This window comes from Luteimonas changyuni (assembly GCF_039548395.1).
Classification (GTDB): Bacteria; Pseudomonadota; Gammaproteobacteria; order Xanthomonadales; family Xanthomonadaceae; genus Luteimonas.
Genome location: NZ_JBCLUZ010000002.1, coordinates 47895 through 60291, shown reverse-complemented (window position 1 = coordinate 60291; position 12397 = coordinate 47895). Strand labels below are relative to the sequence as shown.

The window sequence follows — 12397 nt, the reverse complement described above, 5'->3', positions numbered from 1 at the left end:
ACGCCCATGACCATCTTCTTCAAGCACACGCTGCTCGCCCTGGCCGTTTCCGCGCTGGCCTGCGGCGCCGCCGTCGCCGGCCCCGCCGCCGACCTTCCCAAGGACCTGCCGCCGTACGCGGCCGACAAGCCGCTCCCGGTGCCGGAGATTGCACGCAGGACGCTCGCCAACGGCCTCGAGGTCTGGGTGGTGCCGCGCGACGGCATCCCGCGCGTGGATTACGTGCTTGCGGTGCGCAATGCTGGCTACGTGGCCGATGCACCGGACGCGCCGGGCTTCGCTTCGCTGCTCGCCGCCCTGCTGCCCGAAGGCACCGCCGAGCGGGATTCACGCCAGATCGCCGAATTCGCGCAGGCCCAGGGCGGTGGCATCGGCGCCACCGTAAGCAGCGACGGCGCCATCGTGCATGCCAATGCGCTGGCGGCCAATGCCGGCCCGATGCTGTCCCTTCTGTCCGAGGTCGCGCGCACGCCGGCCTTCCCGGAGGGCGAGGTCAAGCTGGCGCAGGCCAATGCACTGCAGGCGCTGAAGGCGGCCGAGGCGCAGCCGGGGTTCCGCGCCACCCGCGCGCTGCTGTCGGCGGTCTACGGCGACCATCCCTATGCGCGCACGCAGCCGACCGAAGCCTCGATCACGGCCGTGACCCCCGAGGTGCTGCGCCGCGAGCACGCGCGGCGTTTCCATCCCGGGCGCAGCCTGCTGGTGGTTGCCGGCCGCGTCGAGGCCGACGAGGCGTTCCGCCTCGCCGAGGCGGCCTTTGGCGACTGGAAGGCGCAGGGATCGGCCGACGTCGCGGCCACGCCCGCCGCCCCGCGCCAGGCCGAGGCCCGGCGCCTGCTGCTGCAGCGCGATGGCAGCGTGCAGTCGACCCTGCGGCTGGCAAGTCCGGCGGTGCCGGCCAGCGACCCCGACGCGATTGCGCTGCAGCTCGCCGGCACCGTGCTCGGCGGCAGCTTCTCAAGCCGGGTGATGCAGAACCTGCGCGAGGAGAAGGGCTACACCTACGGCGCACGTGCCGGCGCCACGTCCTCGGCGCAGGGCGGCTACGTGGTCGGCTCCGCGGACGTTCGCAACGAGGTCACCGGCGCGTCGTTGACCGAGTTCTTCAGTGAGTACGCACGCCTCGGCGCCGAGCCGGTGCCGGCGACCGAGCTCGATGACACCAAGCGCTATGTCGCCGGCAGCTACCTGATCGGCAACCAGATGCAGGCATCGGTGGCGTCGTCGCTGGCCTCGAACTGGCTGGTCGGCCTGCCGCCGGACTACCTCGGCGAGTTCGTGCCCAGGGTGCGCGCGGTGACCGCCGGTCAGGTGCAGGCGATGGCGGCGAAGTACTTCGCGCCGGAGCGGCAGAGCATCATCGTGGTCGGCGATGGCGGCGCGATCGCCGGGCAGCTGGCCGAGTGGGGCGAGTTCACCAGGGTCGAATAGACCGGCAGCCGTCTTCCCCCGACTGCGGGGGAAGATGCCCGGCGGCCCGGCGGCGGTCGCGGGCCTAGGCCGGCGCCGTGGCAGGGCGGTTGAGCCACCAGGCGAACGCGGCCGCGGTGAAGAACATCAGCAGGCTGTACACCGCCGCGGGGATCGCCATCGCGGCCGTGCCGAGCACGTTGAGCGCGATGAAGATCGCCAGCGTGCCGTTGTGGATGCCGATCTCCATCGAGATCGCGATTGCCTGCGGGCGCGGCAGCTTCAGTGCCAGCGGCGCCGCATAGCCCGCGCCCAGGCTGGCCAGGTTGAACAGCAGGCAGGCCAAGCCAACCACGGCCACCGACGACAGCAGCACCTGCCAGGACTGCGCCACCGCCACCGCGACCAGCAGCGCCAGCACCACCACCGACAGCAGCCTCAGCGGCTTGGCCGAACTGGCCGCGAACCCCGGCGCGAACCGGCGCACGGCCATGCCCGCGGCGACCGGCAGCAGGATGATGACGCCGACTTCGACCACCTTCGCCACCGGCGGCGGGACGTACTGGCCGGCGCCCAGGAAATACTCCAGCGACAGGTTGAGGATCACCGGCAGGGTCAGCAGGCAGAGCAGGCTGTTGATCGCAGTCAGGGTGATGTTGAGCGCCACGTCGCCGCGGGCCAGGTGGCTGTAGATGTTGGCGGTGGCGCCGCCGGGTGAAGCCGCCAGCAGCATCAGCCCGACCGCGAGTTCCGGCCGCAGGCCGAAGCCCAGCGCCAGCCCGAAGGCTATCCAGGGCAGGACCAGGGTCTGCAGGGCCAGGCCGGTCAACACCGCCCCCGGATAGCGCGCCACGCGCCGGAAATCGTCGATGGTCAAGCCCATTCCGAGCCCGAGCATGATCACCCCCAGCGCCAGTGGCAGCAGGAGGTTGGTCAACAGCGTCGCCTGCATCGCGGTCCTTTATCGTGGTTTCGATGGCAGCGAGCTTCACCCGCGGCGCGGGGGCGTGCACGCCGCGCTGCAACGGGGCCCGGGCAGCGCAAGCAGGAAGGCCGCCCTGGGAAGGCGGCCTTCGGTCAAATCAGCATCGCGCCAGGCAGCGGCTCAGCTGTGCAGGCCGTCCACGCGGCGGGCCTGCAGGAACTTGCCGGCCCAGTAGCCGGTGTCCAGGCGCGACACCGTGACATCGCGGCCGGTGCGTGGCGCATGCACGAACTGGCCGTCGCCGACGTAGATGCCGACGTGGTCGACGCGCTTGCCGCGGCGGCCGAAGAACACCAGGTCGCCGGCGGCAAGCGCCGCGCGTTCCACCTTTTCGCCGTTGCCGGCCATCTCGCGCGAGACGCGCGGCAGTTCAATGCCCAGCGCGGTGCGGAACACATAGCCCACCAGGCCGCTGCAGTCGAAGCCGGAGTCCGGCGAGGTGCCGCCCCAGCGGTAGGGCGTGCCGAGCAGGCCCATGGCCCGCTGCAGCAGGACCTGGATGCGTCCAGCCGGCTGGGCGTCGGCACTGGACTCGCCGGCCTCGATCAGCTGCAGGACGTCGGCGGCGCTCAGCATGTCGCGGTTCGGCGCGACGGCGGTGCCCATCAGCGTCTGGCTGGCCGAGCCGGAAAGCATCTGGTCGGCGGAGTCGGCGCCCAGCGGGGCGGCGAATGCCGGGGCCGCGCAGAGCAGCAGGCCGCTGAAGAGGAGCGATCGCACCCGGAGGGTGGAGCGGCTGGAGAAGGCGATGCCTGGGAAAAATGTCACGCGGTCTTCACAAGTCGACAACAGCAGCGCGTGATGGTGCCGTAGAGACGGCGTGAACTTGTTACGATTTCATTATCAGGGCGTGAAGGTCGTGAGACGCATGTCCCCGATTCAGCGCAGGATGCGTTTTGCACCGCTGTAGTTGCGCCGCCAGTAACTTCCGTCGAGATGGTCCAGGCGGACCGTGCCGCCGGTGCTGGGGGCATGGACGAAGCGGCCTTCGCCGATGTAGATGCCGACGTGGGTGACGCTGCCGCCGCTGCCGAAGAACACCAGGTCGGAGGTCGCCAGCTTTTCCGGCTGGATCTTCGGCCCCTGGTAGGCGGCGAGGTCGCGCGAGGTGCGCGGCAGCTTCAGGTCCAGCATGTCCCGGTACACATAGTTGACCAGGCCCGAGCAGTCGAAGCCGCCCTCGGGCGTGTTGCCGCCGTAGCGATAGGGCGTGCCGACCAGGCTGATGGCGCGCATCAGCACCGCATTGGCCGCGGCCGGATCGGCCGGCGTGACCTGGGGCCATTCGCGTTCGGCGACGGCCGGAGCCCGGGCCGGCACCGGCGCGCGGACAGCGTCGCGGCCGCAGCCGGCGGCGAAGGCCACGGCCAGCAACACCGCGGCGGCGATTGGCGCGCGACGGCCGGTGTCTGGATAATGCGTGTCCTTGCCCATCGGCCGGCATCTTGGCCGAGCCCCCGCATTCCTACAAGCGGCCGCGTGCCGCGCTTCCGGACCCATTGCCCATGAAGATCGAAAAAGACCGCGTCGTCCGCTTCCACTACACCGTCTCGCAGAAGGGCGGCGAACCGGTGGAGACGTCGAAGGACCGCGACGAGCCGCTGGCGATCCTGCACGGCCACGGCAACATCATCCCGGGCCTTGAAAAGGCGATGGAAGGCCACGTCGCCGGCGACAGCTTCAGCGCCGACGTGCCCTGCGCCGAGGCCTATGGCGAGCGTCGCGAGGGCATGACCCAGCGCGTGCCGAAGAAGCACTTCAGCGGCCAGAAGCTCAGCGTCGGCGACCAGGTGGTGCTGAACACCAACTTCGGCCCGCGCGCGGTGACCATCCAGAAGGTCGGCATGAGCGTGGTTGACGTCGACCTCAACCATCCGATGGCCGGACAGGACCTGCACTTCGACGTCGAGATCGTCGACGTGCGCGAGGCGCAGCAGGTCGAGATCGAACACGGCCACGTGCACGGAGCCGGTGGCCATGACCATGGTGACGCGGCCGATCAGGACGAGGCTGCGGCCGAGGCCTCCGCCAGCGACGACGCCGCCGGCAAGGCCGGCTGAAGGCCGCCGGCCCGCTGGACTTCCGCATGGACGACCGCGTTGACGTGGTGGTGGTGGGTGGCGGCGTCATCGGCCTGTGCACCGCGCTGTGCCTGGTCGATGCCGGGCGCAGCGTTCGCGTGCTGGAAGCCAGGACCGTCGGCAGCGGCAGTTCGCACGGCAACTGCGGGACGCTGACGCCCAGCCACGCCGCGCCGCTGGCCGCACCCGGCGCCATCCTGCAGGCGCTGCGCTGGATGCTGACGCCCGATGCCCCGTTCTACGTGGCACCGCGGCTGGACCCCGGCCTGTGGCGCTGGCTGATGGGCTTTGCCAGGCGCTGCAACGCCCGCGACTGGCGCACGGCGCTGGTCGCGCGCGCGGCCATCCTCAACGATTCGATCACCGCCTATCCCGACTGGGTGGCGCGCCATGCACCCGGTGCGGAATACGCGGCGGAGGGCGTGGACTATCTGTTCCGAAGCGCGTCCGGCTTCGACGCGGCCGCGCGCGAGATCCCGCAGCTGGCCGAAGTCGGCATCGGCGCCGAGGTGATCGAGGGCGCCGACTACGAGCGTTCGGACCCGGCGCTGAAGCCCGGCATCCACGCCGTGATCCGCTTCCCCGGCGATGCCAGCCTGCGGCCGGACCGCTATGTCAACGGCCTGCTGCAATCGCTGCGGGCGCTTGGCGGCGTGGTCGAGGACGGCTGGGACGTGCAGGGCATCGACGAGGATGCCGACGGCGTGACCGTCCATGGCAGCCGTGGACGCGTGCAGGCGCGCGACGTGGTCATCGCCACCGGGGCCTGGTCGCCGACGCTGATGCGGTCGGCGGGCCTGGGCGCGCTGCCGGTCCAGCCCGGCAAGGGCTATTCGATCACCTACGACCGCCCGTCGCTGGTGCCGCGACGCGCACTGTCGCTGCACGAGCCCGGGGTCTGCGTCACCACCTGGGGCAGCGGATACCGGCTGGGCAGCACGATGGAATTCTCCGGCTACAGCACCGATCTCAACCGCCGGCGGCTCGATGCGCTCGAGCGCGGCGCGGCGCAGTTCCTGCACCAGCCCGTGGGCCCGGTGAAGCACGAGGAGTGGTACGGCTGGCGCCCGCTGAGCATCGACGACGTGCCGATCATCGGCCGCGTGCCGGGGCGCCGCCATGCCTGGATTGCGACCGGGCATGGCATGCTCGGGGTCAGCATGAGCCCCGCCACCGGACAACTTGTCGCCGACCTGGTCTGTGGCCGCGAGCCGCGGATCGACCCCGCGCCGTATTCGCCGGCGCGGTTCCGGTGAGCGCGGTCCGCGGCATCGAGGTCGACCTTGCCGTCGTCGGCGGCGGCTCCGGCGGGCTGGCGGCGGCCTTTCGCGCGGCCAGCCACGGCGCGCGCGTCGCCCTGCTCGAGCCGGGCGAACTTGGCGGCACCTGCGTCAACGTCGGCTGCGTGCCGAAGAAGGCGATGTGGCTGGCGGCCGACCTCGGCGCGCGCATCGGCATGGCCTCGGCGCTGGGCTTCCCGGTCGAACCGGCCTATCCGGACTGGGCGAAGCTGGTGGCCAGCCGCCAGCGCTACATCGCCAACATCCACGCCAGCTACCGCCGGCGCCTGGACGAGGCGGGCATCGTGCTGCTGCCCTCGCGCGGCCGGCTTGCCGGTGAAGGCTTCGTTGAATGCGCGGAGGGCACCCGGGTGCGTGCGGCGCATATCGTGATTGCCACCGGCGGCCGGCCGGTGCGGCCTGGCATTCCCGGCGCGGAGCTGGGAATCGATTCCGACGGCTTCTTCAAGCTGTCGGAGGCGCCGCGACGGGTAGCGATCATCGGCGGCGGCTACGTCGGCGTCGAACTGGCCGGGGTGATGCAGGCGCTGGGCAGCCACGTCGAACTGTTCGTGCGCGGCCAGGGCCTGCTCAAGGGCTTCGACCACGAGTTGATCGAGCGCCTGCAGGGCAACCTGCACCAGTCCGGCGTCGCCCTGCACCTGGCGTATTCGCTGGCCGCGCTGGAGGCCGGCGAGGCCGGCGGCGTGCGCCTGCGCGAGGAAGGCGGCGAGGCCGGCGAGCCGTTCGACGTGGTCATCCTCGCCACCGGGCGTGGTCCGAACACCGACGACCTCGGGCTGCATGCAGCCGGGGTTGCGACCGACGACCGCGGCTACATCAGGGTGGACGGGTTCCAGTCCACCGGCGCCGACGGGGTCTACGCGGTCGGCGACGTGACCGGCCGCCTGGCGCTGACGCCGGTGGCGATCGCCGAGGCGCGGCGGCTGATGGACCGCGTGTTCGGCGGTGAGCCGGACGCGCGCGTCGACCATGCCAACGTGCCCACCGTGGTGTTCTCGCATCCGCCGATCGGCATGATCGGCCTGACCGAGGCCGAAGCCCGCGAGCGCTTCGGCGGCGATGCGGTCAGCTGCCACCACACCACCTTCCGGCCGATGCTGCACGCCCTGGCCGACGTCCAGCAGCACAGCATGTTCAAGGCCGTCTGCGTGGGCGAAGAGAAGCGCGTGGTCGGCCTGCACCTGCTGGGCGAGGCCGCGGACGAGATCCTGCAGGGCTTCGCGGTGGCGGTGAAGATGGGCGCGACGCTGGCCGACTTCCACGCCACCGTCGCCATCCACCCGACCAGCGCCGAAGAGATCGTGCTGCTGCGCTGAGCGGTCCGCGTCGCCCGCCCGGCCCGTCGGTTACGATCGTGGGCATGGAGATATTCACCCTGCACAAAGGCAGCGCGCCGCTGCTCGTCAGCCTGCCGCACGACGGCACCCATGTCCCGCACGGCATCGCCGAGCGCCTGGCCGACAGTGCACGGGCGGTGCCCGACACCGACTGGCACGTGGCGCGCCTGTACGACTTCGCGCGCGACATGGGGGCGTCGATCCTGGTGCCCACGCACTCGCGCTATGTCGTCGACCTCAACCGCGGCGAGGAAGATACCTCGCTGTATCCGGGACAGAACACCACCGGCCTGTGCCCGGTGCGCCAGTTCGATGGCAGCGCCGTCTACCGCGTGGGGCAGGAGCCGACGCCCGACGAAGTGCGCGCGCGCGTGGACCTGTACTGGCGGCCCTACCACGCCGCCCTGCAGGCCGAGATCGAACGCCTGCGCGGCGAGCACGGCCGGGTCGTGCTGTGGGAAGGCCACTCGATCCGCGGCGAACTGCCGTGGTTGTTTCCCGGGCGCCTGCCCGACCTCAACCTCGGCACCGCGAGTGGCAGCAGCTGCTCGCCTGATCTGGCCGAACGCCTGGGCCTGGTGCTCACCGGCCAGGGGGATTACGACTGGGTCGCCAACGGCCGCTTCAAGGGCGGCCACATCACCCGCCACTACGGCCGCCCCGAACAGGGCGTGGAGGCGGTGCAGCTGGAGATCGCCCAGCGCGCCTACATGGACGAAGCCACGTTCGACTGGGATGCGGCGAAGGCCGGCGCCCTGCAGCCGGTGCTGCGCGCCCTGCTTGAAGCCACCCTCCCCCAGTAGGAGCAGCTATAGCTGCGACCGCAGCCCCCATCCGTGCCACCACAGCCCCATCCGTGCCACTACAGCTTCGACCACCTGCGCGCAATCGCAGCTATAGCTGCTCCTACAGCGCTGGCGGGCTCAGACCTCAAGCGTCGCCAGGTCGCCCTTGTCCTCAAGCCAGGCCTTGCGGTCCGACGCACGCTTCTTGGCCAGCAGCATGTCCATCAGCGAACGCGTCTGCTCGGCATCGTCGACGGTCAGCTGCACCAGGCGGCGGGTGTCGGGGTGGATGGTCGACTCGCGCAGCTGCGGCGGGTTCATCTCGCCCAGGCCCTTGAAGCGGGTGACGTTCACCGTGCCCTTGGGGCCCTTCTTCGATGCGCCCTCGCGCTCGATCTTTTCCAGCAGCAGGCGCTTCTCCTCCTCGTCCAGGGCATAGAACACCTGCTTGCCGATGTCGACGCGGTACAGCGGCGGCATCGCCACGAAGATGTGGCCGGCGCGCACCAGCGCCGGGAAGTGGCGCAGGAACAGCGCCGCCAGCAGGGTCGCGATGTGCAGGCCGTCGGAGTCGGCGTCGGCCAGGATCACGACCTTGCCGTAGCGCAGGCCGCTGATGTCGTCCTTGCCCGGATCGCAGCCGATGGCGATGGCGAGGTTGTGCACTTCCTCGCTGGCCAGGACGCTGGTCGACGCCACCTCCCAGGTGTTCAGGATCTTGCCGCGCAGCGGCAGGATCGCCTGGAAATCCTTGTCGCGGGCCTGCTTGGCGCTGCCGCCGGCGGAGTCGCCCTCGACCAGGAACAGCTCGGTGCGCGACAGGTCCTGGCTGATGCAGTCGGCCAGCTTGCCCGGCAGCGCGGGGCCCTGGGTGACCTTCTTGCGGACGATCTGCTTCTCGGTCTTCAGCCGCGCGCTGGCGCGGTCGATCGCCAGCTGGGCGATCTTTTCGCCCAGCTCGACGTGGCTGTTGAGCCAGAGGGTGAACGCGTCTTCGGCGGCGCCCTCGATGAAGCCCGCGGCCTGGCGCGAGCTCAGGCGCTCCTTGGTCTGGCCGCTGAACTGCGGATCGCTCATCTTCAGGCTGAGCACGAAGGCGACGCGGTCCCAGACGTCTTCGGGCGCGAGCTTCACCCCGCGTGGCAGCAGGCTGCGGAACTCGCAGAACCTGCGCAGGGCGTTGGTGAAGCCGGACCTCAATCCGTTGACGTGGGTGCCGTGCTGCGGCGTCGGGATCAGGTTGACGTAGCTTTCCTGCACCAGCTCGCCGTCGGGGATCCATGCCACGGCCCAGTCCACCATCTCGGTGTCCTTCTTCAGGCGGCCCAGGAACAGCTCCGGCGGCAGCGGCTCGCGGCCGGTGAGTTCGCCGGCCAGGTAATCGCGCAGGCCGTCGGCGTAGTGCCACTCGTCGCGCTCGCCGCTGGCCTCGTCGAACAGGGTCACGGTCAGGCCCGGGCACAGCACCGCTTTGGCGCGCAGCAGATGGCGCAGGGCGCGCAGGCCGAATTTCGGCGTGTCGAAATACTTCGGGTCAGGCCAGAAACGCAGCCTGGTCCCGGTGTTGCGCTTGCCCACGGTGCCGACGATGTCCAGGCCGCTGACCGGGTCGCCGTCGCGGAAGGACATCAGATACTCGTTGCCATCGCGCTTGATGTGGACTTCGACCAGGGTCGACAGCGCATTGACCACGCTCACGCCCACGCCGTGCAGGCCACCGGAAAACGCGTAGTTGCGGTTGCTGAACTTGCCGCCCGCATGCAGGCGCGTGAGGATCAGCTCGACGCCCGGCACCTTTTCCTCTGGATGGATGTCCACCGGCATGCCGCGGCCGTCGTCGGAGACCTCGCAGCTGCCGTCCCTGTGCATGGTCACCGCGATCGCGCGCGCGTGGCCGGCGAGGGCCTCGTCAACGGCGTTGTCGATGACCTCCTGCGCCAGGTGGTTGGGCCGGGTCGTGTCGGTGTACATGCCGGGCCGGCGCTTGACCGGGTCCAGGCCGGACAGGACTTCGATGTCGGCGGCGTCGTAGCGTGAATTCATCGCGGAAAGGGCAAGGCCGGAGAGCGGGGGAAGCCGACCAGAATGGCGGCGGGGCAGGGGCGGGTCAAGGCAGGTGTTGACGGGGGTCAATCCGGCTCCCGCGGTCGCGCGGGAGAATTGGCGCCCCCACCAGGAGACCGCCATGACCGCCGCGACCGACGCCTACGCCGACCTGCACCAGAGCTATGGCCGCTGCCTGCGCGACAAGGAGTTCATCGGCCGCTTCTACGACGTGTTCCTGGCCAGCAATCCCGATGTCCCCGCACTGTTCGCCCACACCGATTTCAACAAGCAGCGCATGGCCCTGCGCAAGGGCATCACCATGGCCATTTTCCACGCAGGCGGCAGCCGGGTCGTGGACCGCGGCATCGCGGAGATGGGTGCCGTCCACGCCCGCGACGGGCGCTGCCCGGTGCCGGCGGCGCTGTACCGGGACTGGATCGCCAGCCTGTTGCACGTGGTCGAAGAGACCGATCCCGAGGCCGATCCGGCGCTGATGGCGCGCTGGCGCGAGGCCATGGCCGTGGTGGTGGATACCTTCACCGCACGCGATGCCGGCCCCACTGGGGAGATGGCCGCCCGGGAAGGGGCCCGAGGCCTGTTCTCGCGCGTCATGCAGGGGCTGCGGCCGCGGCAGGGCTGAGCCGGGGGCGGCGATCGCGGCCATGGCCGCTCCCACAGAAGCAGAACACCCCGGCGCGCTGTCAAGGTCGCCCCTGCAACCGCCACCCGCTAGACTATGGCTTTCCTGCGGCAGCCTGATTCATGACTCCCCTGATTTTCGTCACCGGCGGCGTGGTGTCCTCGCTTGGCAAGGGCATTTCCGCGGCTTCGCTCGCGGCCATCCTCGAAGCCCGCGGCCTGCGGGTGACGATGATGAAGCTCGACCCCTACATCAACGTCGACCCCGGCACCATGAGCCCGTTCCAGCACGGCGAGGTCTACGTGACCGACGACGGCGCCGAGACCGACCTCGACCTGGGCCACTACGAGCGCTTCATCAACGTCCGCCTGTCGGGCAAGAACTCCATTACCACCGGCAAGATCTACGAGAACGTGATCCGCAAGGAGCGCCGCGGTGACTACCTGGGCGCGACCGTGCAGGTGATCCCGCACATCACCGACGAGATCAAGCGCTGCATCGACACCGCCACCCAGGGCTTCGACGTCGCCCTGGTCGAGATCGGCGGCACGGTGGGCGACATCGAATCGCTGCCGTTCCTCGAGGCCATCCGCCAGATCCGCACCGAGCGCGGCCCGGACAAGGCCATCTTCATGCACCTCACGCTGGTGCCGTATATCGCGGCGGCCGGCGAGCTCAAGACCAAGCCCACCCAGCATTCGGTGAAGGAATTGCGCTCGATCGGCATCCAGCCCGACGTGCTGCTGTGCCGCAGCGAGCAGCCGCTGCCCGACAGCGAGCGCCGCAAGATCGCCCTGTTCACCAACGTGTCCGAGAAGGCGGTGATCTCGATCGTCGACCTGGACAACATCTACAAAATTCCGGCCTGGCTGCAGAGCCAGGGCCTGGACGCCTTCGTGGTCGAGCGCCTGCGCCTGGCCGACAAGGCCGCGCCGGTGGCCGACCTGTCCGAATGGGCGTCGGTGGTCGACGCCACCCAGAACCCGATCGACGAGGTCACCATCGCCGTTGTCGGCAAGTACGTCGACCACAAGGACGCCTACAAGTCGGTGGCCGAGGCCCTGCGCCACGGCGGCATCCGCCAGCGCACCCGGGTGAACCTGAAGTGGGTGGAATCGCAGGACATCGAGCGCGACGGCGCCGCGGCCGCGCTGGCCGGCGTCGATGGCGTGCTGGTGCCCGGTGGCTTCGGCGACCGCGGCTTCGACGGCAAGGTGCTGACTTCGAAGCATGCGCGCGAAACCGGCCTGCCGTACTTCGGCATCTGCTACGGCATGCAGGCGGCCGTGGTCGACGTGGCACGCCATCTGGCCGGGCTGGACGGCGCCAACAGCACCGAGAACGACCGCCAGACCCCGCACCCGGTGATCGGCCTGATCACCGAATGGCGCACCAAGACCGGCGAAGTGGAACGTCGCGGCGAGGACAGCGACCTGGGCGGCACCATGCGCCTGGGCCTGCAGGAGCAGCGACTGAATCCGGGTACGAAGGCGCGCGCGCTGTACGGCAAGGACGTGGTTGCAGAGCGCCACCGCCATCGCTACGAATTCAACAACCGCTACCGCACCCAGCTTGAAGACGCGGGCCTTGTGATCAGCGCCAAGTCGATGGACGACCTGCTGGTGGAGATGGTCGAGCTGGCCGACCACCCGTGGTTCATCGCCTGCCAGGCGCACCCCGAGTTCCTGTCCACCCCCCGCGGCGGCCACCCGCTGTTCATCGGCTTCGTCCGCGCCGCGCGCGAGCGCAAGGCGGGTGGGAAGCTGCTGAAAGAAGCAACGGTATGAGCAAATCCGTGGCAAAAAAGGG

The 12397-nt window shown here is 70.0% G+C and carries 10 protein-coding genes and 1 pseudogene; 7 read left to right on the top strand and 4 right to left on the bottom strand.

From position 1 onward, the window contains the following. The first annotated feature begins 6 nt into the window (after window positions 1-6). Window positions 7-1431: a M16 family metallopeptidase gene (locus WCD84_RS01515; protein WP_343280179.1), complete on the top strand. Its 1425-nt coding sequence runs from the start codon at window positions 7-9 to the stop codon at window positions 1429-1431. 64 nt (window positions 1432-1495) lie between these two features. Here the strand turns inward: WCD84_RS01515 and WCD84_RS01510 are convergent, their stop codons facing one another. From WCD84_RS01510 to WCD84_RS01500, 3 genes are all read right to left on the bottom strand, one after another. Next, a complete protein-coding gene (locus WCD84_RS01510; RefSeq protein WP_343253681.1) occupies window positions 1496-2347 on the bottom strand; it encodes a bile acid:sodium symporter family protein in 852 nt (283 codons plus the stop codon). 168 nt (window positions 2348-2515) lie between these two features. After that, window positions 2516-3163 (bottom strand): C40 family peptidase, encoded by a 648-nt coding sequence (locus tag WCD84_RS01505; protein WP_343253680.1) that lies wholly within the window; start codon window positions 3161-3163, stop codon window positions 2516-2518. A 111-nt stretch (window positions 3164-3274) separates the two neighbouring features. Then, entirely contained in the window at window positions 3275-3829 is a 555-nt protein-coding gene (locus WCD84_RS01500; protein ID WP_343280178.1) for a C40 family peptidase, read from the bottom strand. A gap of 71 nt (window positions 3830-3900) precedes the next feature. Here WCD84_RS01500 and WCD84_RS01495 point away from each other — a divergent pair. The 4 genes and pseudogenes from WCD84_RS01495 to hutG form a co-directional block, all read left to right on the top strand. After that, a pseudogene (locus WCD84_RS01495) lies at window positions 3901-4380 on the top strand (FKBP-type peptidyl-prolyl cis-trans isomerase); the annotation flags it as partial. A gap of 101 nt (window positions 4381-4481) precedes the next feature. Next, window positions 4482-5732, top strand: coding sequence for an NAD(P)/FAD-dependent oxidoreductase (locus WCD84_RS01490; protein ID WP_343280177.1), 1251 nt, complete (start codon window positions 4482-4484; stop codon window positions 5730-5732). Next, on the top strand, window positions 5729-7096 hold the full coding sequence (gorA, locus tag WCD84_RS01485) for a glutathione-disulfide reductase (protein ID WP_343280176.1): 1368 nt from the start codon (window positions 5729-5731) through the stop codon (window positions 7094-7096). Before WCD84_RS01490 ends, gorA begins: the two co-directional genes overlap by 4 nt. 44 nt (window positions 7097-7140) lie before the next feature. After that, window positions 7141-7920 carry an N-formylglutamate deformylase gene (gene hutG, locus WCD84_RS01480; RefSeq protein ID WP_343253676.1) on the top strand — a complete coding sequence of 260 codons (780 nt, stop codon included), beginning with the start codon at window positions 7141-7143 and terminating at the stop codon, window positions 7918-7920. Between the two features lie 120 nt (window positions 7921-8040). Here the strand turns inward: hutG and parE are convergent, their stop codons facing one another. Next, window positions 8041-9945 (bottom strand): DNA topoisomerase IV subunit B, encoded by a 1905-nt coding sequence (gene parE, locus WCD84_RS01475; protein ID WP_343280175.1) that lies wholly within the window; start codon window positions 9943-9945, stop codon window positions 8041-8043. Between the two features lie 142 nt (window positions 9946-10087). Between parE and WCD84_RS01470 the strand changes: the two genes are divergently transcribed. Both WCD84_RS01470 and WCD84_RS01465 read left to right on the top strand, forming a co-directional pair. Then, entirely contained in the window at window positions 10088-10588 is a 501-nt protein-coding gene (locus tag WCD84_RS01470) for a globin (protein WP_343280174.1), read from the top strand. A gap of 122 nt (window positions 10589-10710) precedes the next feature. Continuing rightward, on the top strand, window positions 10711-12375 hold the full coding sequence (locus WCD84_RS01465) for a CTP synthase (RefSeq protein WP_343280173.1): 1665 nt from the start codon (window positions 10711-10713) through the stop codon (window positions 12373-12375). The last annotated feature ends 22 nt before the right edge of the window (window positions 12376-12397 follow it).

What these genes read in the sequence shown, in the direction of transcription:
- WCD84_RS01470 (WP_343280174.1), top strand. Translation starts at nt 10,088, where the DNA reads ATGACCGCCGCGACCGACGCCTACGCCGACCTGCACCAGAGCTATGGC.
- WCD84_RS01515 (WP_343280179.1), top strand. Translation starts at nt 7, where the DNA reads ATGACCATCTTCTTCAAGCACACGCTGCTCGCCCTGGCCGTTTCCGCG.
- hutG (WP_343253676.1), top strand. Translation starts at nt 7,141, where the DNA reads ATGGAGATATTCACCCTGCACAAAGGCAGCGCGCCGCTGCTCGTCAGC.
- WCD84_RS01465 (WP_343280173.1), top strand. Translation starts at nt 10,711, where the DNA reads ATGACTCCCCTGATTTTCGTCACCGGCGGCGTGGTGTCCTCGCTTGGC.
- parE (WP_343280175.1), bottom strand. Translation starts at nt 9,945, where the DNA reads ATGAATTCACGCTACGACGCCGCCGACATCGAAGTCCTGTCCGGCCTG.
- WCD84_RS01490 (WP_343280177.1), top strand. Translation starts at nt 4,482, where the DNA reads ATGGACGACCGCGTTGACGTGGTGGTGGTGGGTGGCGGCGTCATCGGC.
- WCD84_RS01500 (WP_343280178.1), bottom strand. Translation starts at nt 3,829, where the DNA reads ATGGGCAAGGACACGCATTATCCAGACACCGGCCGTCGCGCGCCAATC.